Origin of the sequence: Streptococcus sanguinis (genome assembly GCF_050220005.1) — a bacterium.
GTDB lineage: Bacteria > Bacillota > Bacilli > Lactobacillales > Streptococcaceae > Streptococcus > Streptococcus sanguinis_Z.
The window spans coordinates 1,115,253-1,138,857 of the sequence record NZ_CP071413.1 but is presented as its reverse complement, the minus strand read 5'-3'; the positions used below and the strand labels follow the sequence as shown (position 1 = coordinate 1,138,857).

The following is a 23,605-nucleotide window of genomic DNA, read 5'->3' as shown; positions in this document are numbered from 1 at the left end:
ACAGGCTCTACAAAAAAGTCTGGAAATTATTCCAGACTCATTTTCTTATTTTGCTTTCAAAGCTGCTTGAGTAATGTAGTTGTATGGTTTGTTGAAGTGTGGCAAGAAGAAAAGATCCAGCAAGGCCAGTTTATCAATTGTAACCTTTTCCTGAATGGCCAATGAGAACATGTGAATACCCATAGACATATCTTCTCTAGAAACCATCTGAGCTCCAAGAACTACACGCGTGTCCTTATCATAGACAATCTTAATTGTAACATCATGATGCTCAACTTTTTCAAGGAAAGTTGGTTTTTGAGTGTCTTTAAACTCAACTACAGCTGGGCTGTAACCAAAGCGTTTTGCTTTTTCTTCTGTCAGACCAGTTGAAACCATCTTCAAACCAAAGATTTCAATACCGTTAGAACCTTGGACTCCGTTTGATTCCAATTCATGTCCGCAAGCATTATGAGCTGCTACGATACCAGAGCGCAGGGCGTTAGAAGCCAAAGCGATGTAGTTTGTATCATTGATAGAGTTATCGTAGACAGTCGCACAGTCACCGATTGCATAAACATCTTTGATGCTAGTTTCTTGTTTCTTATCCACCAAGAAAGCACCATTGCGGAATGTTTCCAACTTGCCAGCGCCAAGACCAGTGTTTGGTCGGAAACCAACCGCCAGAACAACCATATCTACATCATAGCTAGCCTTATCTGTTACAATGCGTTCTACCTTGCTTTCACCTTCAATAGCCTGAACAGTTTGACCAAAGGCTAATTGAACACCATTATCTTCAAGATTTTGACGCATCATTTCAGACAAGTCGTGGTCATAGTAACCCGCCAAGCAAGTATCCACAACGTCGATCAGAATCACTTCTTTACCAAGGCGTTTGAAGGCTTCTGCCAACTCAACCCCAATGTAGCCAGCACCTACTACTGCCACACGTTCGATATGTTTGCTCTTGTCTTGCAATTTTTCAATAACATCTGCAGCATTTTGATACAATTTAACAAACTGCAGATTTTCCAAGGTTGACTTAAATTCCCGACTGTTAGGATCCATTTCAGCACCTTTAATCGGAGGCAGAATTGGCTGAGAACCTGTTGCCAAAATCAATTTGTCATATGACTCTACATGCTCTTTACCGTCTACAATAGCTGTAACTTTTTTCGCATCATAATCAATTGACTCAACTGGTGAATTCATATAAACTTTTGCGCCTTTTGCTTCAAAAGTTTCTTTATCTGCATAAAAAAGTCCATCTGGCTTGCTGATTTGCTGTCCAATCCAAAGGGCCATTCCGCATGCCAAGAATGAAATGTTTGAGTTTTGGTCAAAAATAACTACTTCGTTTTCTGCACCATAATTGTCCAACATTGTATTAATACACGCTGTACCTGCGTGGTTTGCACCAACTACAACGATTTTACTCATAAGAATAGTCCTACCTTAATTTATAATTTACTAGAACAGTATATCATCTCCTGTGAGCGTTTACAAGAAATTTGCTCGAAATTTTCAAAAATTCTTATACTGCTAAAAAGCTATACCACCGCTGTCTAATCGCTTCGAAAATACAGCTTTGTGCGAAAGTTAATTTTCTGAAAATATAACAATTTTAAGATTGTGAAACCGGTATCTTTTTGATATAATAAGGTAAGAGAGGTTAATTTTAGAAAGGTTGTGATAATGTGGACTTCGCTTCTCGCTCACTCCATTTGATGGGGAGTACGATTTGTATCTCTCTCTATCATGAGCGAGCGGAAATACTCTTAGATGAGGCGATCCAACTGCTTCATCTCTATAAAAATCGCTTCAGTGCCAATGATGAAGACTCTGAACTTATGACTATCAATCATCTGGCAGGAATTGAAAGCGTCTCAGTTCACCCAGAACTTTTTGAGCTGATTGAGCTGGGGAAATATCACAGCCTAGCAGAAGGCAGCCACTTAAATATCACGATTGGCCCTCTCGTCCAGACCTGGCGGATAGGATTTTCAGACGCCCGTCTCCCAAGTAAGGAGGAGATTCAGCATGCTCTGTGCTTGACTGACCCAAACTTACTTGAGTTGAATCCAGAAGATTGTAGTGTCTTTTTGACTAAGAAAGGCATGAAGCTGGATTTAGGTGCCTTGGCTAAAGGTTATATCGCTGATAAGATTAAGGACTATTTGCTTAGTCAGGGAGTGACCTCTGCTCTTATCAATCTCGGTGGCAATGTCCTGACGATTGGGCAAAATGCAGTCAGCCAGCGTGCCTGGCGAATTGGCATCCAAAATCCCAAGCATCCTCGTGGCAATCACTCAGCTATACTAGCGGTCACCAATCAGTCAGTGGTCACATCAGGAATCTACGAGCGAACCCTTACAGTTGAAGGGCGGAACTACCATCACATTCTGGATCGCAAAACAGGCTATCCTATCGAGAATCAATTGGCTAGTCTGACCATTGTTTCAGACAAGTCGGTAGATGGTGAAATCTGGACAACCCGTCTATTTGGTGAAAGTCCGACATCAATTCTGTCCCAGATTGAACAGCAAGAAGGGATTGAAGCATTGATTATCACCCAAGACAGTCAGCTCTTCTGTAGCTCAGGCCTTTTAGAGCAGATAATTCCTGCATCTTAATTCAAAAGTGATGAATTTGCTGCCACACTAAGCGGTACCTCTATCGCTCTAGCTTTTATAACTAATGCCCATTTAAAAACGCCCTCTCTTTCTTCTGGTTTTACTTGCCTAAAGAAAAATAAATGCACTTACGAGGGATTTGTATCTTAATTTCAGAAAGGAAATTTTATGTTAAAACTTATTGCAATTGTTGGAACAAATTCTAAACGTTCTACAAACCGGCAACTTCTTCAATATATGTCTAAGCACTTTGCTGATAAGGCTGAAATCGAGCTGGTAGAGATTAAAGATATTCCAATGTTTAATAAACCTGCTGACAGAAACGTGCCTGAATTGGTATCAGAAATTGCCGAAAAAATCGATGCAGCAGACGGCGTACTTATCGGTACACCTGAATACGACCATTCTATCCCAGCTGTGCTTATGAATGCTCTGGCTTGGCTTTCTTATGGTATCTATCCACTGCTGAACAAGCCAGTCATGATCACTGGTGCTTCTTATGGTACACTTGGCTCCTCTCGTGCCCAATTGCAGCTCCGTCAAATTTTGAACGCTCCAGAAATCAAGGCAACTGTTCTTCCAGATGAGTTCTTGCTTTCGCATTCCCTTCAAGCTTTTGACCAAAGCGGAGACTTGGTAGATCTTGATGTTGTCAAAAAATTGGATGCTATCTTTGATGACTTCCGTATCTTTGTCAAAATCACTGAAAAATTGCGCAACGCACAAGAATTGCTTCGCAAAGATGCTGAAGAATTCAACTGGGAAAAATTGTAAGATAGGAGACCGAAAGAATGAAATTTGTTGGAATTGTAGGATCAAACTACGAACAGTCATATAACCGAAAATTATTGGAATTCATCCGCCGTCAGTTCAAAATTAAATTTGAATTGGAAGTCTTAGAAATTGATGAAGTCCCAATGTTTAATCAGGATGAAAAATGGGATGAAAGCTTCCAGTTGCGTTATTTGTATAACAAAATCACACGTGCAGACGGTGTCATCATCGCAACTCCTGAGCACAATCATACTATCAGCGCTCCTTTGAAGAGCGTCTTAGAATGGCTCTCTTACGAGGTTCATCCTTTCGAAAACAAGCCTGTCATGATTGTTGGTGCATCATACTACGACCAAGGAACATCTCGCGCTCAAGTTCACCTGCGTAAAATCCTAGACGCACCTGGTGTCAATGCTTACACTCTTCCAGGCAATGAGTTCTTGCTGGGCAAAGCCAAGGAAGCTTTTGACAATGATGGTAATATCACCAACGAAGGAACTGTGAATTTCCTTGAAACATGCTTAGATAACTTTATCAAATATGTAGAGGTCGTTTCAAAATTGAAAAAACCAAAACCAATTGAACCTGAAGACTTAGACTGCGGAAAACCAATCGCTACGACAATTACAGAAGTTGATCCAGATGATCCAGAATGGGTAGAAAAAGTCGCTGAAATCACTGGAGCTGTTTCTGGTGATACTTATGTCAAACTTGACCATGGTATCTTGACAGTTAACCAGATTGATATGTTCTTAAAAGCTATGCCATTTGAATTGACATACGCTGACGATAACAACCAATTCCTCTACTACAACAACGCCCACCAAGACCCAGACACCATGTTTGCCAAACGTGTGCCACCTCAATCAGGTAGCCGCATGTCAACTGTTCATGGTTCTCTTCCACCAGCTCGGATGAAGAATGTAGAGTGGGTTATTGGAACACTTCGCAACGGAAACCAAGAATACGTACGTACTATCGTCCCTGGTTCGCCTGCAGGCGTTATCAATACTCACAACTATCAAGCAATGTACTATCCTGACGGATCATACGCAGGTATCAATGAAATCGTCTTTAATTTCCAACCATGGCTCGACTGGTACTTAAAAGAAACTGGTCAACGTTTGGTTGGAGGCAGCGGACCATTTGCTCCTGCCGGAGGTCATGGAGACGCAGACGCTACTTCTGGTGCTTCTGATGCTGGAGGCGATGGAGGTCATGGAGACGGAGGAGCCGATGCGACATCAGGTGCTAGCGCTTAATTACTTTACAAACTAAAAAAGAATGGATGATAAGTCCATTCTTTTTTGCTTTATTTCATTTCTTTGAAAGCTGCTTCTGCATCAGCATTACTGATAGCGCCAAACTGGATTTTACCGATTTTCCCTTGACTGTCAATGAGGATTTCAGTTGGGATGCTACGAATCTGATAGGCTTGGAAAATTTCACCTGAAGTGTCAAATAGAACTGGTACATCTTTATAACCTTGTTCTTGAAACCATTTTGGGAATTCCTCGACAGACTTCTCTCCTTGGAGGCCTGGTGCTACAACTGTCAAGATTTCAAAATCACGATCCGTTTTACCAGCTAATTCGACCAATTCCGGCATACTCTTCTTACAAGGTCCACACCAAGAAGCCCAGAATTTTAGATAAACCTTCTTGCCTTTATAGTCAGAAAGTTTGACTGTTTTTCCATCCATAGATTGCAGAGTAAAGTCAGGCGCCTCTTGACTGACAGCTGCTTGAGTGACTGCGCTTGTCTGAGCTGTCTCACTAGACGAACTGCTGGTTGTGGGCATAGTCATAGGCTTCTCTTCCTGTTCCGAGCAAGCTGCCAAAAAGGCTACAGCTGACACAGTTGCTAATAACGTAACGAATTTTTTCATATTTATTTCTCCTTTTATCCAAAAAGTCCCGACAGGGCGTTGAGCTGTCCTAGCATCAGCAGAATTCCCATCAGAATAATCAGGGCTCCGCCAATTTTCTTCATCAGGCCCATATAAGGCTTGATTTTATTAAAATACTGCATAACAAAGCTAGATGCCAAAGCTAAGATTAAGAAAGGCAGGGCCATTCCTAAGGTGTAAATCAAGGTCAAAATTGCTCCCTGAAAAGCACCATTCCCACCTGAAGCTGCTAAGGCTAAGACTGAGCTGAGAATCGGACCAATGCAAGGAGTCCAGCCGAAGCTAAAGGTAATCCCCAGTAAGAATGCAGACCAAAAATGATGCTTCTGACCGTTCTTTTTGAAAGTCAAGCTCTTTTGAATCTGTAGCTGGCGAATATTAATAAGCTCCATCTGATGCAGACCTAGCAGAATGATGAGGCCGCCCATCACATAACGAAAGGTCGAACTGTAAATAATAGTACCTAGAAAACCTGCTCCAAAGCCTAGCAAAAAGAAGACTGTCGAGATACCTGCAATGAAAAAAAGTGTTCTAACCATTCCCTGCCAAGCAAGCTCCCGGCCGAATACTTTCAGGGGCTTGACCTCCTTGTCATCCAGCAAAATACCAATATAAACCGGCAATAATGGAAAAATACAAGGGGAAAAGAAGGATAAAATACCTGCTAAAAAAACTGAAACAAAAAATAAAGGCGACTCCATTTACTCTCCTCTAACTCCTTACCTAGAATATACATTCATTTATCATTATAAATGAATCTTATAGATTTTTCACAAATCTGCTACGGTAATTTTCTGGCAAGCGTGATGAGAGTAGAAAGAGAGAAAAATTCGCTTGATGAACAGCAAAACCAGTGCATTTTTTCAAACAGTAAAAAGCCGGAGAAAATTCTACCGGCTTGAATATTTTAAAACTTAATAGACCTAATCATCTGTAACTAGCGGCAAATAAAGACTAATCTGGGTAAATATATCTGGTTCGGACTGGATTTCCATATGGTAGTCGTCTCCGAACTGCAATCTCAAGCGTTGATTGATATTTTTTAGACCAACACCACCTAAGCGAAGGAGAGTCTTGTCCGTAGAGTCGCGGAGTTCAAAGCCACGGCCGTTATCATAGATAGACAGTATCAGATGCCCCTCTTCCGCTGCTGCTGTAACGCGAATCATGCCTTGTCTGTCAATTTCCTTGATGCCGTGGTAGATGGCATTTTCAACCAAAGGCTGAAGTACCAGCTTGGGCAGTTTATAATCAGCTATAGATTCATCCTCTTCAATCTCATATTGGAGCTTGTCACCATAGCGCTGCTTCTGGATAAAAAGATACTGACGAACGTGATCAATCTCATCTTTGAGAGCAATCTGTTCATGCCCTTGATTAAGCGCCAAACGGAAATATTGAGCGAGTGATTTCGTTACCTCAACAACACGCTTGCTGTCATTAAACTCAGCCATCCAGACAATCGTATCTAAGGTATTATAAAGGAAATGGGGATTAATTTGAGCTGAGAGAGCTCGGAGCTCATAGCAGCGGACATTTTGTTCTTCAGCCTTGACAGCTTCCATTAGTTGTTCAATTTGGTCCAGCATTTTATTGAACTGCTGAGCCAAGTCAACCAACTCTGGAGAACCCTTAGCTTCCGCTCGCAGATTTGAGTCGCCTGCCCCAATCTTCAGAATAACAGCTTGTAGATTCTGAAGAGGCTTAATCCACAAACGCAGGACAAACCAAATACCAGTCAAGCACATCAGGAGTGCTAAAACGCCCATTCCTATAAAAGAATTAAGCATCTGTGACTGAAGCATCTGTAATTGCTCTAAAGAGGCAACGCCAATTAAAGTCCAGTCGCTGTCTGCGATATCAATCTGATAGACAAAAGCCTCTTTCTGGTCTGCGTAACCATCCTTGACCGAGATATAGGACTGCATAGCTTTCATTTCCTGACTGGAGGAGTAAACACTTTTCTTAGGATGATAGACAAATTCATGCTGGCTATTGACAATAAAACTAAAGCCTTTCTTCCCTAGCTGAAGCCGATCCAGATAGGCTTTGAGACTCTTATAGCCAATATCCAGACGCAAAACACCGAGATTCTGCCCTGCTTCATCCACCACTTCCTGAGTGACAGAAACAACCCACTTCTCCTTCTCTGATGACAGAGATTCCTTGCGAGCAGGGGTCAAGACAGGCATGGCTTTGGTATGAACAGCTTCCTGATACCATTTTTCATTCATCATATCAGAAGATGTCTGCATGCTAATTTGAGAATCTGTTGAGACCACGCGCCCGTCCTTGGTAACCAATACTGCCGACACCAAATCCGGATCTGTCTCAATAATGGTTTTCATCAAAGCCTGTACTGACGTTTCGCTGCTTTCTTGATTCTGAGCAAACTTCCGAATCGTTTCTTCCTTGCTCAGTGTGGAGGTGGTTTGTTTTAATTTTTGCAAATAAGAAGCAATGAACTGCCCGCTTTGCTCCATACTATTACGCGTCGTCCGCTCTGTCAGCTGTCGAATAGTCCCCGAGCTAGTCTGATAGTAGAGGCTTCCAACAAACCCCAAGAGTAAAAGGACCAGCAGAAAAATATAGACAATCAATTGGATAAGAAGCGGATATCGTTTCATTTCTCCTCTCCTTTTTTAAACTGCCGAGGTGTCAGCCCAACCACCTGCTTGAAGCGCTGAGAAAAATAGTTCATATCTTCAAAACCTACCTGCTCTGCTATTTCATAAATCTTCAAATCTGTAGTCAGGAGTAAGAGTTTTGCTTTTTTCATCCGCTCTTGGATCAGATAATCTTGAAAGGGCAAGCCTAGTTCTTTTTTGATAAGAACGCTAAGATAGGACGGACTAAACCCCAATTGGAAAGCTAAACTTTTCAGACTTAATTCTGAATCAGCTAGACGCGCGTGAATAGCCTCTTCCAACTCAGAGCGCTGTCCCTGATCAACCAAGTTTTGAATCTGGGCTTTTTTTCGTTCCTTATCAAGCTTAGTCTGCACCTTGGCCAACATTTCCTCAACATCATCTTTGGAAAATGGCTTGAGAAGATAGTCATCTGCGCCTAGTTTAATGGCGGTCCGAGCATAGTCAAAATCATCATAGCCCGTCAGAAAAACGATATGGCACTTAGGAGCCTGGTCCCTGACTAGCTTGGCCAGTTCGAGGCCGTTCATCTGTGGCATGTTGATATCGGTCAGCAGGATATCAGCAGGATTTTCCTGAAATTTCTGCCAAGCTTCTCTTCCATTTTCAGCCTGGGCAATGACTTGCATGCCAAACTGTTCATAGTCTACCAAGGACGCAATCCCCTGTCTTACCAGATACTCATCCTCTACAATCATAATTGAATACACCAGATTCAACTCCTTATTTATACTGGATTTATTATAGCAAATTTTCGATCAAAATGCTCTTAAACATAATCCAAAAGATAACCGTAGCCCTTCTCCTCCATTTCAGCTTTGGGAATGAACTTGATTGACAAACTATTAATACAATAGCGTAAGCCACCCTTGTCCTTAGGACCATCTGTAAAAACATGCCCCAGATGTGAATTTCCAACCCGACTGCGAACTTCCGTCCGTGTCATGTTGAAACTCTTGTCTTCTTTGTAAGTCGCAACATCTGGACTGATAGGACGGGTGAAACTGGGCCAACCGCAGCCTGAGTCAAACTTATCCTTTGATGAAAAGAGTGGCTCTCCTGTCACCACATCAACATAGATACCAGCATCGAACTTATCCCAGTAGCGGTTAGAAAAGGCCCGCTCTGTGTCATTCTTTTGTGTGACTGCGTATTCTTCAGGAGAGAGCTTAGCCTTAATCTCTTCATCGCTAGGCTTAGGATAGCGACTAGCTTCAATAACAGGGTAGGCAGCTTGATTGACATCGATATGGCAATATCCATTAGGATTCTTTTTTAGGTAATCCTGATGATAATCTTCTGCTTTGATAAAGTTTTTCAGAGGTTCTTTTTCAACAGCTAAAGGCTTATCATATTTCTTAGCAACCTCATCAAAGACCTGGTTAATCGTATCTAGATCAGCTTCTTCCTTATAATAAACACCTGTCCGGTACTGAGTACCCTGATCATTTCCCTGCTTGTTTTTAGAAGTTGGATCAATGATGCGGAAATAATGCAGCAGAATTTCTTTGAGAGAGATTTTTTTGGCGTTGTAAGTAATGTGAACAGTCTCAGCGTGACCAGTTTGAGAGATCAATTCATACTTGGTCGTGTCTCCCTTACCATTTGCATAGCCTGATACTGCATCAAGTACACCTGGCACGCGAGAAAAGTACTCTTCTACTCCCCAGAAACAGCCACCAGCCAGATAAATCTCCTGCTTATCTTCTTCCTTGACGTCTTCTTGCTTTTGTTTGGCTACCGCTTCTGTCTTGCTCATAGAGGCTTTCTTGATCTGCTCAGGAGATGACTCCTTACCATTCCCTGCAATCACATAGACCAGTCCAAAGCAGACAAGCAAGCCAAGCAGAACCAGAAGAATCTTCCATTTGCCTTCCATGTTTATTACTCCTTTCTACTTGATTTCTTTTAGTGTTTTCTCAATATCTTCCTTGCTCATGTAGCCAATATGCGTCTTGGCAAGAGAACCGTCGCTGCCTACGAAAAGAGCAGATGGATAAGAGCGAATACCGTATTCTTTCAGCAATTCTCCCTTAGTATCCATGAGAACTGGGAAGTCTTTGTAATCCAAAGATTTGTACCATTCCTTGAAATCATCAGCAGACTTTTCTCCATTAAAAGTCGGAGACACCACCGTCAGCACAACATAATCTTTTCCTGACTGCTCCTTAGCCAAATCATTAGTATCACCAAGTGTAGATAGACAGATAGAGCACCAAGAAGCCCAAAACTTTAAATACACTTTCTTGCCTTTGAAATCAGACAGCTTGTAGGTCTTGCCATCTACTCCTTGCAGACTAAAGTCTTTGGCCATCTTGGTAGATTGCTCAGAATCAGCTTTTGTTTCCATATTGCTTTTATCACTTTTAGAAACTTCCGAGTTCATCTTCTGATTTGAACAGGCTCCCAAAAAGCCGACACAAAGCAGACTGATAGTCAATATTGATAACTTCTTCATCGTTTTCTTTCCTTTCAAAATAAGGAGAAAGCCGACAAAACTGACGACTTTCTTTCCTATGGTGGAATTCTTATTTGTCAGATGACATTTCGGATGAATCTTTCATCTCATCCTTCATGCTTGAATCGCTTGATTTCATATCATCTTTCATATCAGACTTATTGTCAGACATCATAGAAGAATCCTTCATATCATCCTTTTTCATTTTATTATCAGACATGCTGGAGTCTTTCATATCCTCCTTCTTCATGTCGTCTTTTTTCATATCATCTTTCTTCATCATACTGCTGTCATCCATCTTCTTCATATTAGAATCTGATTTTTGATTAGAGCAGGCTGCTAGGACAAAGATACTAAGTGCAGCGATTGTAAGTGTAGTGATTTTTTTCATGATGTGTCTCCTTTAATTATATAATTTTTATCCAAATAATGATGCTAAAGCGTTTAGATTTCCAAGCATCAGCAAAATTCCCATGAGAATGATGAGTGCACCGCCGATTTTCTTAAGCGTTCCCATATAAGGTTTGAGTTTCGCAAAGCGCTGTAATACCCAGCCAGAAGCCAAAGCCATAGCTAGAAAAGGAAGTGCTAATCCAAGTGTATAAACCAACATAAGCAAACCTCCCTGAAGAGCGCCGTTACCGCCAGAAGCAGCAATTGCTAAAACAGAACTCAGAACAGGTCCCACACAGGGCGTCCAACCAAAGCTAAAGGTGATACCCAAGAGAAAAGCGTTAAGAAAATCACTTCTTTTACTATTCTTTTTAAGTTGGATGCTCTTTTGCTTTTGCAGTTGCTGGATATTAATGATTCCCATCTGATGGATTCCCAGTAGAATGACAATCCCGCCCAAAACGTAGCGAAACCAAGGGGCATAGAGGACTTGCCCCAAAGCACCAGCTCCATAGCCCAAAACTAAGAATACAGTTGATAAGCCAGCTATAAAGCAGAGAGTCTTAGCTAGACCATACCAGGAAATATCTTTTCCCATAAACCGAACCGTTTTCGGCTGATCCGAATCCAGCAAAATCCCCACATAGACTGGCATAAGTGGTAAAATACAGGGCGAGAAAAAAGATAGAATCCCCGCCAGAAAAACAGAAATAAAGAATAAAAAACTTGTTGCCATTTCAAAAACCTCTCTATCAATTTCTGACTCTAGTATAAAATAAAAATCCCCCTAAAAATAGGGAGATAGATTTGAAAAAACTTGAATTTGATGTTATATTGCTTGAGATTTCTGGATTTGGCAAAAAAATCCACCATATTGTGGCGGATGTTATCTATTAGCTCTCCATCTCAAAGCGCTCACTCTTCTGCTTATTTGGCAAAAGAAGAGAAAGCAGGATTCCAACTAGAGCCGGCACCAACCAAGGCAGGGAAGCCTGAGCAAATGGAAGAGAGTTTATAATATCACTTACCTTAGTGATATGGAACTGCTCCCCAAGAACACCAGCAAAGGAAATCAGAGTTACTGCTGCTACCGTCAATTGCATACCGATTTTGGACAGTGGCAATAATTTATTAACAATGATAATCAGAACGATAACAATGGTAATCGGATAGAGGATTTGCAAGACTGGAACAGAATATTGAATAATAGCATTAAGCCCAAGATTGGCAATCGCAAACCCAATCAAAGTAAAGACCGTTGCGTACACTTTATAAGATACCTTAGGGAAAGTTTTATGGAAGAATTCCCCAGTCGATACAATAAGTCCTGCTGTTGTGGTGAAGCAAGTTACAGTAACCATAGCCGCAAGGAAAATCTGTGCGGTAGGTCCAAAGATAGCCTGTGTCGCCTGCGACAGGACATAAACACCAGGATTGCCTTTGGCAATTATCTCAGCTGGAACTGGGAAATGATTGCCCAAATAAGCTAAACCAATGTACATGGCACTAAAAGCTAGTGCCACCACTATGCCAACAACCCAGATAGTTGAAACATATTCCTTTTTATTCTTGAAACCTAGCTGGTTAAGAGTTGTTACTGCAATGACGCTAAAAGCTACGGAAGCTAAGGCATCCAAAGTGTTATAACCTTCCAAGAAGCCCTTTCCAAAAGCTGACGCAGCATAAGCTTGCGAAGCCTGCTGAGGTGCATTTGAGCCGTATTTCAAAGCTCCTAGAATGACTAAGATGATAATCAAAACTGCAAAAACTGGCGTCAGAATACGTCCAATCCGATCCAAAATCTTAGATGGATTCAAAGAAATCAGATAAGCAGCTGCAAAGTAAAGTGTCGTGAAAACAATTAATCCGATGCCCGCCATATTTTTAGACAACATAGGGGCAATACCGACTTCATAGGCCACTGTCGCTGTCCGCGGAATAGCAAAGAAAGGCCCGATTGACAGATACAAGGCTACAAGATAGACAATAGCAAACCAAGGCGCAATCTTCTGAGAAATCTCGTGAATATAGCCCTTGGGATTGAGCGTTCCTATAATCAAAGTCAGCACAGCAAGCCCAACCCCAGATAGGACAAATCCTGCAATAGCTGGCCAAAAATGCTGACCAGATAATGTTCCAAGCGAAGGCGGGAAAATCAAATTCCCAGCACCGAAAAATATTCCAAATAAGAGCAAGCCTGTCAAGGCACCTTTTTTAATCACGGGAAACTCCTTTAAATTTTTTCATGCTTTATCATTATATACGGAAATAGCCACCTCCGCAAGATTTTTAACCTTTTCAGAATATTGATTCGAATCAAAAGAGAAAATATGATTTAAATCAAATCATATATCAATAGGTTTTAGCAAATTCCTGACTTATCCACAGATTTAAGGCTTATTTTAAAGTAAGATAAATAATTTTGTTTTAAATCGTATACTTTGCCAACCTCTCTCTATCTTTTTTAATGGTTTACTTTCTTTAAACAGACATGCTCTACTGTTGCTGAATGCGAGAAAAATACAATATTGTCCTTCCAGATCCAAAACAAAATAAAAGAGATTTTTCATAGTAAAAAGGTTGAGACATCCTATCTCAACCTTTTAAAAATGGCTATAAAACATTTAGCACTCTTTACACATCGCTAAATCTTCGGTACTTAATTTCAAATTCAAAGAAGTTCTTCTCTTGCAGCATATGGAAAATATCTCGATAAGCCTCCTCATCAAAATGATGTCCCAAATACAAGATTTCAAAGCTTAACCCTTCATATTCCAGAAAGGCATTGGTCGTTCGAAAGCCATTACGCTTATAGAAGTCCATACGTGCTTGACGTTGCTCTAAATTCTCACATTCTTCATCGACACGTTCTACCTCTAGAACCATAGTTTTTTGATAAAACTCTGTCAGTTTATGAATGATTTCTCCCCCATAGCCATGGCTACGAAGGTGCGGCATAATCGCAAAGAAGCTGACATAGAACATTTTTTCGTTATAAACTGCAAAAGCAAAACCTACAAATTCTTCCTCATTGTAGAAGGCGAAGAAATGAGACTGCTTATCGTTTGTATAACGAAGAAATTCGCTGATAGGAACCCTTTCCTCTACAGGAAAAGCTTCGCGATTTAAGGCCTCAACCTTATCCAAATCGGGAAATTCTGCTGTAATAATTTGACTGGTTAAAGACATTGCTACCTCACTTTGCTTATATTCTAGCAGTTATCAAATGATTTAGCAAACCTTTTAAACTTCTTCCTCTTTTTTAGAAAATTGACTCTGGTAAAGGTCATAATAGAATCCTTTATCTGCCAAGAGACTCTCATGATTCCCTTGCTCGATAATCTGACCATCCTTGAGCACCAAAATCTTATCTGCTTCTTGAATGGTCGACAGTCGGTGAGCAATGACAAAACTGGTCCGCCCCTGCATGAGAGTCTTCATAGCTTTCTGAATCAAGAGCTCCAGCCGTGTATCGACAGATGAGGTCGCTTCATCCAAAATCAGAATCTTAGGATTGGCCAAAAGAGCCCTCGCAATCGTAAGCAACTGCTTCTGCCCCAGCGAGATATTGCTGGATTCTTGATTCATTTCCATATTGTAGCCACCTGGCAAAGTCCGGATAAAGTGATCCACATTAGCCGCCTTGGCTGCCTCTACAATTTCTTCATCAGTGGCTTGCAGATTGCCAAAACGAAGATTTTCCTTGATAGTCCCCTCATAAAGCCAAGCATCCTGCAGCACCATACCGAACTGTTTACGGTAGTCCTGACGGGACAGATGTCGTATATCATGCCTATCAACTGTAATCGCGCCTTTAGACACATCGTAGAAACGCATGAGCAAATTAATCAGCGTGGTCTTACCAGCACCAGTTGGACCAACAATGGCGACCATTTCTCCAGGTTTGACTTCCAGATTGAAATTCCGAATGAGCGGCTTGTCTGCTACATACTGGAAGTCCACATCCTTGAAGCTAACCTGACCTGTCAAATCTTGCTCTAGCTTTTCTGTCTTATCATTGACTTCATCTGCTTCGTCCAGCACTTGGAAAATCCGGTCCAAAGAAGACTTGGCACTCTGCAGCTGACCAGCCAGCTGAGTCAGATTTTGAATAGGCTGATTAATCTGCCAAACATACTGAACAAAAGCCTGCATATTTCCAACTGTCAATCGCCCAGCAATAACCTGAAGACCGCCCAGCAGAGCCAGTAAGAGGTAGGTCAGATCCGAAATAACATTCAAAACAGGCATCATCAAACCGGAGATAAAGCTGGCTTTAAAACCTACTTTCTGCAGCTTTTGCGTAATTTGTCGAAAATCCTCCTGCGAACTTTCTTCTCTGACATAGAGCTTCAAGATATTAAAACCTGTCAGATTTTCCTGAACAAAGCCATTCATAGCCCCCAGTACATCTGCCTGCTGTTTAAAGTAAGGTTGCGATTTCTTCACGATAAAGCGGGCACTAAGGTAGGTAATCGGAATCGAGATTACCACAATGATACCCAACTGCAGATTAAGCACCAATACCATGACGATAACCAAGATCAGAGTGAAGACTGCATTGATAACCTGCAGAAAGGACTGCTGCAAGGCATTTGAAACGGCTTCGACATCGCTGGTAAAACGTCCCAGCAAATCACCAAACTGGTGCTTATCAAAGTAAGAAACGGGGATGCGATTAATCTTATGACTAAGTTCATCGCGCAAGTCACGAATGGTAGCCTGCACTGCATTGGTCATAAAGTAATTAGAATAGTAAGAACCGATTTCATAAAAAATCGCCCGCACAAAATACAAGACCATGACCCAGCCAACATAGGACACATTAATTTGGGCGCCAGCCACACCTTTAGCCATATCCAGCAGATTATTTGTCAATTCTGTAATGGCTAGACCTAAGACAAAAGGCTCGACAACGCTCATGACGACACTTAGGATTTTGAGGAAGATGGCAAAGGCGACTGCAAATTTATAAACTTTTAGGTAGCTCCATAGACGAGCAAAACTTGATGTGTTTTTCATGTCAGTCTCCTTTCTATTCCTCTGTCAAAGCTTGATTCTTCAGCTGCGAATCCGCAATTTCACGATAAATATCATTGGTTTCCATCAGCTCTTCGTGCTTGCCGCGTCCGACGATTTCGCCCTGATCTAGAACGATAATCTGGTCAGCATCCATGATGGTTCCCACACGTTGGGCCACAATCAGCACCGTTGCCTGACCTGTCACTTCCTTGAGACGACGACGCAGCACCGCATCCGTCTTATAATCCAGAGCAGAAAAAGAGTCGTCGAAGATATAAATATCCGGCTTTTTAACCACCGCTCGGGCAATAGAGAGTCTCTGCTTCTGCCCACCGGATAGATTGCTGCCTCCCTCGGCCAGATGAGTCTCAAAACGCTCTTCCCGACTTTCGATAAAGTCCTTGGCTTGAGCCACCTCAGCTGCCTGACTCAGCTCTTCCTGACTGGCCTCTTCCTTTCCATAGCGTAGGTTTTCTGCGATAGTTCCAGTAAATAACAGAGCCTTCTGCGGGATAAAGCCAATCTTCTGACGCAGAGCTTTCAGATTGTACTCACGGACGTCCACACCGTCCACTAAAATCTTACCAAGTGTTACATCGTAAAAGCGCGGAATCAGCTGTACCAGCGTAGACTTACCAGAACCAGTTGAACCGATAAAGGCAATAGTCTCACCCGGCTTAGCCTTGAAGGAAATATTATGCAGCACAGGACTCTCCGTCTCACCCGGATAAGCGAAGGTTACATTGTCAAACTCCAGATACCCCTGCGTATCTGTCTCAGTTATACCATCTTCATTAGGATTGATTGAAATGGGCATATCCATAACTTCCTTGAGCCGCTGGCTCGATACCGCTGTCCGCGGATACATGGTAAAGAGATTGGCCAAGAAGAGAAAGGACAGCAGGGCGTGAAAGCTGTATTCGATAAAGGCAACGAGATTTCCGATTTCAAGACTGCCGTCCCTCAATGGATCTAGGGCAAACCAGACAATGGCCACAATCATCGCAATAATAATCTGCACAAAGAGCGGCTCTGTCAGACCAGTCAGCTTAAAGAGCTTATTGGAGTTTTGCGCATAGACCTCATTTTCATCAGCAAAACGCTTCTCTTGAAATTCCTCACGCGCAAAAGCTCGAATAACGCGTAGGCCAGTCAGATTTTCCCTCACATACTGATTAATCTTATCAAGGGTCTTCTGCTGCTTTTCAGACAGGGGCTTGGTTTTAACCGCTACATAGATGACCACGACTGCCAAGAAAGGCACTGAAACAGCTACAATCCATGCCAGAGACGGACTGGTCAGAAAAATCATGAGAATACTAGACAGCATCATCATGGGAGTAATGACACCCATTTTAAGGGTTTGCTCCGCAAACTGCATGAGTACAAAAGCATCCGAAGTCAAGCGCGTGACCAAAGAAGACACTCCAATCTGCTCATACTCATGATGAGAATACTCTTGCAGCTTGGCATAGAGATCATTGCGCATATCCTGTACCATGGTCGTCGTCAGCTTCCCAGCCGCATAAGCCAGAACGATTCGCCCCAGCACTCCTAAGATAATAACGCCAAACATGACCCAAGCCCAGAAAAAGAGCCGGTCTGTCTGCTTAGGATTGATTCCCTCATCAATCATTCGAGCCAGCACCGTTGGCAACCCTAGATTGACAATCACAAAAAAGATTGCCGCAACAAAGTCCAAGACTAGCCACTTAGGATATCTCTTTAAATAAGACCAAATGTATAACATAATTCCTCCTTCACCATCTATTCAAAAATAACTCACTCTAAAGCACCCAAGTGCTTTTAAAACACAGAAAAGAGCGCGCAAATGCACGCTTTAATACAAATATTATAACAAAAATATGAAGTAGGGTAAAGGTCATTTCAGACTTTTTCTGCTTATCATCTGCCTCATCAATGACTGTCAGCAGTAAACTGCCTGAAAGCAGACTAGCAACTGTTTTAATTGCATGACTTATATAGAAAAACAAACCTAGTTCTCACTAGGTTTGTAATTTCTTATCTACAAGAAGGTCGCAGTCTGAGAGCAATCAATCTCGTAACTCTGCCCTAAATTTCAGACTTGCAACTTTGCAGACCATTTAACAACTCAAACCAATCACTTCTGGTTTTCAAAGATTGATTTTCTGAAATCATTGGTTTGATCGAGGTAAGCTTTGAAGACCGCTTTTTTAAGCTTGTGGACAGCACTGTCATGTTCTGGTTTATAGCCGCTCCAAGAATACCAATTATCATTGGCATCTTTGAGAACGGCTTCATCCATCAAGGTTTGCAACTCTTCTACAGTGCTTATAGTCTTAGTAGCATAACTTGTCCATGGTTGTCTTGTATCATCAAATGTGACCTTGTTCAGGCTGTCGAACTTGTTTTTACGTTCTTCATACATAGCCTTCTTAAACTCAGTCCAATTATTAAACTGACCATTGAAGACCTTGCGTAAAACTAAGTCATCTGTTACCAGACCTCTGGTCTTACCATAGATACTGATGGTTTTTCCGTTTTGCTTGGCATCATCTTCATACTGATTAGAGATATAAGGGACCATACCATCTTTAAAACCTTTGGCTGCAAGAAGCTCATAAGCCATACGGCGTCCCATAAGATCTCCAGGCGTTCCTTTTTCGCTGCTTAATGCCGAATAAATCGGAGAGAAGAGCTTAATCGTATGGTAGCCGTTTCTTTCTACATCACCATTTTTGTACTCACGCGCTGAAAGGATATCATTTTCAATGAGACTGTCGAATGAATTTAATTTTTGCGCATCCGCCATTGTAATATTTTTTATCACATTCGTTGCGTAAACATCATTTCCATCCGCATCTCGGACATATTTATTATCGATTTTTCTTAGCGCGTTCACTTTCTGCACATCGGAAAGACGGTTCACGATTGACATCCCTTCTAGGTACTCCAACATATAAATGACATCAAACATGTTGTGAACATAATTTTTCAAATCATCCGCATTTTGGAAACGTTTAGTTGGATCCAGGACTTGCAAACGAGATTTTTCAGTTGCATCATTCTTGTCATATTTGAGAATTGAGTTGACCGTGATTGTAGCATCATCTGGATGATCCGGTGCTTGCAACAAGCCCTTGGCAAAGAATTCAGGACCAAGTCCACTTCTTCTTCCATATCCGCCTAAATAAATCTCGTTATCCGAATCATGCGTCATTTCATGGGTATAGGTAATGGCTCCATCCTTGTCCAGCATCCGATAGCCCATGTAGTAAACACTATCACCAGTAGCATAGGCACCGTGCTTATTGTGCACGACCTTGTTTCCAACCGGTCCGAAGAAATACTTCATAGCTGGATTAGAACTGTCAAATTGTGCCTCCGCTGTAGCCTTGCCGACTGTAGCATCATCACCAAACTTATAGGCATCATAGAGCAAGATATTTCGATAGAGCTTTTCACGGCCCTGCTCGTCTAATATTCTGTACCAATAATCATAATGGTCGCGTTGGCGTTTTGCGGTTTCCTGAGCATTATCCTCAACAAACTTATTGAGTTCTGCTCCTGCTCTGTGCTCATTATTTCTATATCTGTCATAGGCACCAAATCCAAGACTGGATATAGTCGATATGACAAAGACAGATCTTTCAGGCATCGTCAGCAATGGCAAGACCATATTTCGGTATTTCCAAGTGTCGCTGGTAATTCGATCATACACCCCGATAGAGTATTTGCTGCCAGCCTGCTCTTGTTTGACCCTCACCTCATCAATAGCTGATTTTTCTTCAACGATATAAGCCTTGGTTTGCTCTTTGAACCATTGATTATTTGTTTTGTTTGGTAAAAATACTTCTCGGTAATTGGCAAGCGTGCTAAACAAATCTTTCGTTGCATTATTATTTGCAAGGCTGATGCTATAGGCATCTACGTTGTTCTTGGCCAGAAGATTGTTATAGCCTGATTTACCTAATTCAATGATCGTGTCTAGCGGTGATACGTTTCCTTTACCAAAGAAATCCATATGGTACATAACTAAGTCTTTGACATTCACGTCACCATAGTTAAAGTTGTACCAGCGCTCTAAATAGGTCAAACCTAGAAGCAAGGCTTCCTTGTTGCGTTTGATTTTATCAACGACATAACCATTAATCGTTTGATTTTCGCTAGCAATAACTGCATCGGCAGACAAAAGTTTCTCCAGTGTATTCGCTAGATTTTCCTTGGTTTTGGCAAACTGCTCTTCTAAGTATAATTCCGTCAGTGAAACTCCTGAAGAAATACCTAGGGTGTTTCTGATAGCCTCTGACTGATAATCAACCGCTCTCAAATTAGGCAAAACTTCATTGATGATTGAATTATGATTATGCAAAAATTGATTTGGCGTATAGATGAGACCTGTATCGCCCACACGATATTCTGCTAACTTACTAAAGTCAGATTGGTAGGTGAGATCTAGCTTTTCAGATGAATGATCCTTATAGTGCAGCAAGAGCTTATTAGCCACCTCTTTATGCGAAGTAATATCTGTAATCACTTCATTATCCTTCATCATGACTGCAGATAGAACTTCTTTTTTAAACAAAGCGCTATCTTCTTTTACCAGATTACCGTATTTGACAATGGTTGCCTTATTATAAAACGGCAGTAATTTTTCGATATTCTTATATGCTAAAGCTCGACTGGCTTGATAGTCTTCAACCTTAGAAAAATCACTTTCTTTATTGCTGCTAGTCAGTAGGGGTTCAACAATCGGTACAGAAAGAGATTTGATTTCAGATTTCTTACTTGCGATTTGAGATGCATCAAGGATTGTTCCTCTCTCTTCGAGAGATTCCTTGGTGACAACCTCATCCTTTTCAAGAGTCACTTTGTAGACTCTGTTGTCCTTGTTGCTAAATGAGTCAGTTATCCTCATTCCTCGATAGTGATAACCACTAATCGCATTCCCATTCATAACATTGACATCGCTAAGAACATTGTGCAATCTTCCAGCATGCCTCTCTTCGCTAGAATCTCTATCCCACAAGTAGCCAGCCACACCAGCAACACTTCCAAAGCGCTTCACGTTATTAATCTGGCCCTCGGCGTAACTATTGCTGATAAGCGCATCTTTCTCGACAAGACCTGCAAGGCCGCCGACAGTTTGGTTTGTACTATCAGCGTTTGATGAGATAGTAATCGTGGCCTTTGATTTATCAACCAGTGCATTGATTCCAGTCAGTTGACCTACTAATCCTCCGATATTGTACGGTGCCCTCGTTTCATAGGAGTTGACAATTCTTCCCTTGAAACTGCTGTTCGTAATCTTAGAATTATCAGCCTTCCACACCAAGCCACCAATGCCACTTTCGCCAGCAAGAATACCATCTACATGGACATTGTTAATCCTTGTTGCATTATTCGCTTCGTTTGCAAGGGCGCCAATATCAGTTTTCCCTGAGATATTTACATCTTTAAGAGACAGATTTTCTACAGTAGCATCGCTCAATGTGTCAAATAAAGGCTTCTTCAAATTATAAATAGCATAATGTTTTCCGTCTTTGCTGCCAAAGAGTTTACCAGTAAATCTGCCCTTTATATAACTGCTAGCTACATTTTCTAGTTCGACCTCATTGGCATTCAGACTAGCACCTAAATAATAGGTTCCACTGAGATCGTTATTTATAGCTTGAACCAAGTTACTAAAGGAAGTAAAGTTTGTGACTTCTCTCTCAACCTTTTTAGCTAGATAGAAAGTAAAATTGTCCTCGTACTTATTATTGATATCCTGTTTTAATTTTTCAGCACTTGCAGTAATTTTATAAACTGGCTGACCATCTTTCGTGCTATCTACTATTGACGAAATCGGCAAGAAAACATCTTTAAATTTAGACGATTTTACTTTCACGAAATAATTCTCTCGATCGCTTGGAATAGCATCCAGAGAAACGTGCTGTTTGTATTTTCCATCAGTTAGACTATACAGCTCTACATCAGATACATTTCTTAGCTCGATATTCTTTTCTGGTTCTTGCTTCTGCTCTTTAGGCTCTTGAGCTTTTTCAGCAGGATTTTCCGCTTCTGGCGCTGCTGGTTCGATGTTTCCAGTATACTCTTGCGGAGGTTCTACCTGCTCAGGCTCAACAATCGCTCCTGCTTGAGATCCTGTGTATTCCGGCAATGTCGTAACTTGCTCGGGTGCCACTACTGCACCGGATTGAACGCCTGTATATTCAGGCGATGGGGTGACTTGTTCGGGTTCGACTTTCGCACCTGCTTGAGTTCCCGTATACTCTGGCAATGTCGTAACTTGCTCAGGTTCTACTATTGCCCCTGATTGGACACCTGTGTATTCAGGTAATGGTGTGACTTGTTCGGGTGCTACTACTGCACCAGATTGAACACCTGTGTATTCAGGCAATGGTGTGACTTGCTCAGGTTCGACTATGGCCCCTGATTGGACACCTCCAATCTCTGGTTCAATTTGTTCAGGCTCAACAATGGCTCCAGATAGTGTATTTGAATACTCAGGCAAAGAAGCCACCTGCTCGGGCTCAACGATTGCACCGGATTGGACGCCTATGTACTCTGGTAAGGGAGCGACTTGCTCGGGTGCCACTAAGTTAGAAGCTGTTGGTTTTTCGCTAGGCGCTTCAAGCTTTTTAGTCCCTTTTTCCACTATTTTAGGAGTCGCTTCCTCTATTTTTGTCGAAAGAACTTCCCTAGAAACTTCCGCATTATCTACAGTGAAAATCCGAACGACTTCGATTTTACGGCCTGGTTTGCCTTCTTGTTTTACTCTTACAGTACCTTCAGCTAAATCAGGATTCTCTTGTATTTGTTCTCCAAAGGCTATCTCAGTTTCAACGGTCACTTCTTTGTATAATAGTTCCGGCTTAGCTACTCGGCCAGACAAGACTTCATCTTGAAGCTCAATTGTATTGACACCAACCGTTTGATTTTTCAGCCCATTCTTATCAAAAGAAAGAGAATAATCTATCTTCTTATTTTGGTTTAAAGTTTCTTTATCTAGATTAGCATTCTGCTGATTATCAAGAATCTTATTATCTAATAATTTTTTAATTGATTCATCTTTTATATAGCCAACATAGGTATAGCCTGAGATCTCACCAGGTGAAGGCAGACTTTCCCCAGCAGACACTTGATATTCGGCATTATACTGTAGCAAGATCCCATTTTCCAGCGCATTGACGGATAGTATCAAACCTCCTCCGACACCAGCACCCACCAAAACAGTCAATAGGAACTTGCTTTTAACCTTTCTTTTCGATACAACAAAAACAACCAATCCTATCGTCGTTAACAGACCGGCCGTCATCATAGTATTGGAATGGTTATTGTCTCCTGTATTCGGTAAGGTTTTTGCTCCAGCATTTGAGTTTAACCTGTAGACAAGATAGTAAGTCTCCTCATTGCCTTCAGGCATTTTAGGAAATTCACTTACAATCAACTCCTTTTCTTGCGGAGTTATTTCAGTATCTGTCACGTATTTATAGTGTACATTCAACTTTTCCTGTGCCTGAACAGAGTCAACCCCAACGATAGAAACAAAAAACAAACTAGAAATAGCAGCCGAAACAAGCCCGACAGCTAATTTCCTAAAAGCAAACCGAGTTTGCTTCTCCCCAAAAAACTTTTTCATAAAATCCCTTTCAAATTATTCTAAAAAGAATAACAAATCCTTTAACCAGAGAATGAGCAACAGTAAGCCATTGCATTCATTCATCTGAATCCCCCTAACAAAAATCTCCTAATCAACAATCTCATATAACTTTTATCTTATTCATAATATCTCCTAAAT

Annotated in this window: 17 protein-coding genes; 3 read left to right on the top strand and 14 right to left on the bottom strand. The window is 41.5% G+C overall.

What is annotated here, in order from left to right; all coding sequences use genetic code 11:
* Positions 1–45: 45 nt before the first annotated feature.
* A complete protein-coding gene (gene nox, locus J1C86_RS05455; RefSeq protein WP_002900394.1) occupies positions 46–1,422 on the bottom strand; it encodes a H2O-forming NADH oxidase in 1,377 nt (458 codons plus the stop codon).
* Between the two features lie 257 nt (positions 1,423–1,679).
* Here nox and J1C86_RS05450 point away from each other — a divergent pair, with 257 nt between their 5' ends.
* The 3 genes from J1C86_RS05450 (at position 1,680) to J1C86_RS05440 (ending at position 4,651) form a co-directional block, all read left to right on the top strand.
* Positions 1,680–2,615, top strand: a complete 936-nt coding sequence (locus J1C86_RS05450) for an FAD:protein FMN transferase (RefSeq protein WP_125407261.1) — start codon at positions 1,680–1,682, stop codon at positions 2,613–2,615.
* A gap of 168 nt (positions 2,616–2,783) precedes the next feature.
* Positions 2,784–3,389, top strand: coding sequence for an NADPH-dependent FMN reductase (locus tag J1C86_RS05445; protein ID WP_002900396.1), 606 nt, complete (start codon positions 2,784–2,786; stop codon positions 3,387–3,389).
* Between the two features lie 17 nt (positions 3,390–3,406).
* Positions 3,407–4,651, top strand: coding sequence for an NAD(P)H-dependent oxidoreductase (locus J1C86_RS05440; RefSeq protein WP_002895552.1), 1,245 nt, complete (start codon positions 3,407–3,409; stop codon positions 4,649–4,651).
* A gap of 50 nt (positions 4,652–4,701) precedes the next feature.
* Here the strand turns inward: J1C86_RS05440 and sdbB are convergent, their stop codons facing one another.
* From sdbB to J1C86_RS05375, 13 genes are all read right to left on the bottom strand, one after another.
* Complete coding sequence (gene sdbB, locus J1C86_RS05435) at positions 4,702–5,277, bottom strand: thiol-disulfide oxidoreductase-associated lipoprotein SdbB (RefSeq protein ID WP_125407264.1); 576 nt, start codon at positions 5,275–5,277, stop codon at positions 4,702–4,704.
* Between the two features lie 14 nt (positions 5,278–5,291).
* Positions 5,292–5,999 (bottom strand): thiol-disulfide oxidoreductase-associated membrane protein CcdA2, encoded by a 708-nt coding sequence (gene ccdA2, locus J1C86_RS05430; protein ID WP_125407266.1) that lies wholly within the window; start codon positions 5,997–5,999, stop codon positions 5,292–5,294.
* 222 nt (positions 6,000–6,221) lie between these two features.
* Positions 6,222–7,925 carry a cache domain-containing sensor histidine kinase gene (locus J1C86_RS05425; protein ID WP_125409035.1) on the bottom strand — a complete coding sequence of 568 codons (1,704 nt, stop codon included), beginning with the start codon at positions 7,923–7,925 and terminating at the stop codon, positions 6,222–6,224.
* Positions 7,922–8,656: a response regulator transcription factor gene (locus J1C86_RS05420; RefSeq protein ID WP_002909786.1), complete on the bottom strand. Its 735-nt coding sequence runs from the start codon at positions 8,654–8,656 to the stop codon at positions 7,922–7,924. Before J1C86_RS05420 ends, J1C86_RS05425 begins: the two co-directional genes overlap by 4 nt.
* 59 nt (positions 8,657–8,715) lie before the next feature.
* Positions 8,716–9,825: a peptide-methionine (R)-S-oxide reductase MsrB gene (msrB, locus tag J1C86_RS05415; protein WP_125409037.1), complete on the bottom strand. Its 1,110-nt coding sequence runs from the start codon at positions 9,823–9,825 to the stop codon at positions 8,716–8,718.
* Between the two features lie 15 nt (positions 9,826–9,840).
* The gene (locus tag J1C86_RS05410) at positions 9,841–10,404 is read right to left on the bottom strand and encodes a redoxin family protein (protein ID WP_002909791.1); all 564 of its coding nucleotides are present in this window, start codon (positions 10,402–10,404) and stop codon (positions 9,841–9,843) included.
* Positions 10,405–10,474: 70 nt separating this feature from the next.
* Positions 10,475–10,795 carry a hypothetical protein gene (locus J1C86_RS05405; protein ID WP_125407274.1) on the bottom strand — a complete coding sequence of 107 codons (321 nt, stop codon included), beginning with the start codon at positions 10,793–10,795 and terminating at the stop codon, positions 10,475–10,477.
* A gap of 27 nt (positions 10,796–10,822) precedes the next feature.
* A complete protein-coding gene (ccdA2, locus tag J1C86_RS05400; protein ID WP_002897620.1) occupies positions 10,823–11,533 on the bottom strand; it encodes a thiol-disulfide oxidoreductase-associated membrane protein CcdA2 in 711 nt (236 codons plus the stop codon).
* 157 nt (positions 11,534–11,690) lie between these two features.
* The gene (gene brnQ / locus J1C86_RS05395; RefSeq protein WP_125409039.1) at positions 11,691–13,019 is read right to left on the bottom strand and encodes a branched-chain amino acid transport system II carrier protein; all 1,329 of its coding nucleotides are present in this window, start codon (positions 13,017–13,019) and stop codon (positions 11,691–11,693) included.
* A gap of 412 nt (positions 13,020–13,431) precedes the next feature.
* Positions 13,432–13,986: a GNAT family N-acetyltransferase gene (locus J1C86_RS05390; RefSeq protein ID WP_125407279.1), complete on the bottom strand. Its 555-nt coding sequence runs from the start codon at positions 13,984–13,986 to the stop codon at positions 13,432–13,434.
* Between the two features lie 54 nt (positions 13,987–14,040).
* Positions 14,041–15,819, bottom strand: a complete 1,779-nt coding sequence (locus J1C86_RS05385; RefSeq protein WP_125407282.1) for an ABC transporter ATP-binding protein — start codon at positions 15,817–15,819, stop codon at positions 14,041–14,043.
* Positions 15,820–15,832: 13 nt separating this feature from the next.
* Positions 15,833–17,569: an ABC transporter ATP-binding protein gene (locus tag J1C86_RS05380; RefSeq protein ID WP_125407285.1), complete on the bottom strand. Its 1,737-nt coding sequence runs from the start codon at positions 17,567–17,569 to the stop codon at positions 15,833–15,835.
* 372 nt (positions 17,570–17,941) lie between these two features.
* Positions 17,942–23,446: a ZmpA/ZmpB/ZmpC family metallo-endopeptidase gene (locus tag J1C86_RS05375; RefSeq protein ID WP_427150828.1), complete on the bottom strand. Its 5,505-nt coding sequence runs from the start codon at positions 23,444–23,446 to the stop codon at positions 17,942–17,944.
* Positions 23,447–23,605 lie beyond the last annotated feature (159 nt).

Bases quoted from the DNA above. Each gene is read 5' to 3' on its own strand.
- nox (WP_002900394.1), bottom strand. From the start codon at position 1,422: ATGAGTAAAATCGTTGTAGTTGGTGCAAACCACGCAGGTACAGCGTGT.
- J1C86_RS05445 (WP_002900396.1), top strand. From the start codon at position 2,784: ATGTTAAAACTTATTGCAATTGTTGGAACAAATTCTAAACGTTCTACA.
- J1C86_RS05440 (WP_002895552.1), top strand. From the start codon at position 3,407: ATGAAATTTGTTGGAATTGTAGGATCAAACTACGAACAGTCATATAAC.
- sdbB (WP_125407264.1), bottom strand. From the start codon at position 5,277: ATGAAAAAATTCGTTACGTTATTAGCAACTGTGTCAGCTGTAGCCTTT.
- ccdA2 (WP_125407266.1), bottom strand. From the start codon at position 5,999: ATGGAGTCGCCTTTATTTTTTGTTTCAGTTTTTTTAGCAGGTATTTTA.
- J1C86_RS05425 (WP_125409035.1), bottom strand. From the start codon at position 7,925: ATGAAACGATATCCGCTTCTTATCCAATTGATTGTCTATATTTTTCTG.
- msrB (WP_125409037.1), bottom strand. From the start codon at position 9,825: ATGGAAGGCAAATGGAAGATTCTTCTGGTTCTGCTTGGCTTGCTTGTC.
- J1C86_RS05410 (WP_002909791.1), bottom strand. From the start codon at position 10,404: ATGAAGAAGTTATCAATATTGACTATCAGTCTGCTTTGTGTCGGCTTT.
- J1C86_RS05405 (WP_125407274.1), bottom strand. From the start codon at position 10,795: ATGAAAAAAATCACTACACTTACAATCGCTGCACTTAGTATCTTTGTC.
- ccdA2 (WP_002897620.1), bottom strand. From the start codon at position 11,533: ATGGCAACAAGTTTTTTATTCTTTATTTCTGTTTTTCTGGCGGGGATT.
- J1C86_RS05390 (WP_125407279.1), bottom strand. From the start codon at position 13,986: ATGTCTTTAACCAGTCAAATTATTACAGCAGAATTTCCCGATTTGGAT.
- J1C86_RS05385 (WP_125407282.1), bottom strand. From the start codon at position 15,819: ATGAAAAACACATCAAGTTTTGCTCGTCTATGGAGCTACCTAAAAGTT.
- J1C86_RS05380 (WP_125407285.1), bottom strand. From the start codon at position 17,569: ATGTTATACATTTGGTCTTATTTAAAGAGATATCCTAAGTGGCTAGTC.
- J1C86_RS05375 (WP_427150828.1), bottom strand. From the start codon at position 23,446: ATGAAAAAGTTTTTTGGGGAGAAGCAAACTCGGTTTGCTTTTAGGAAA.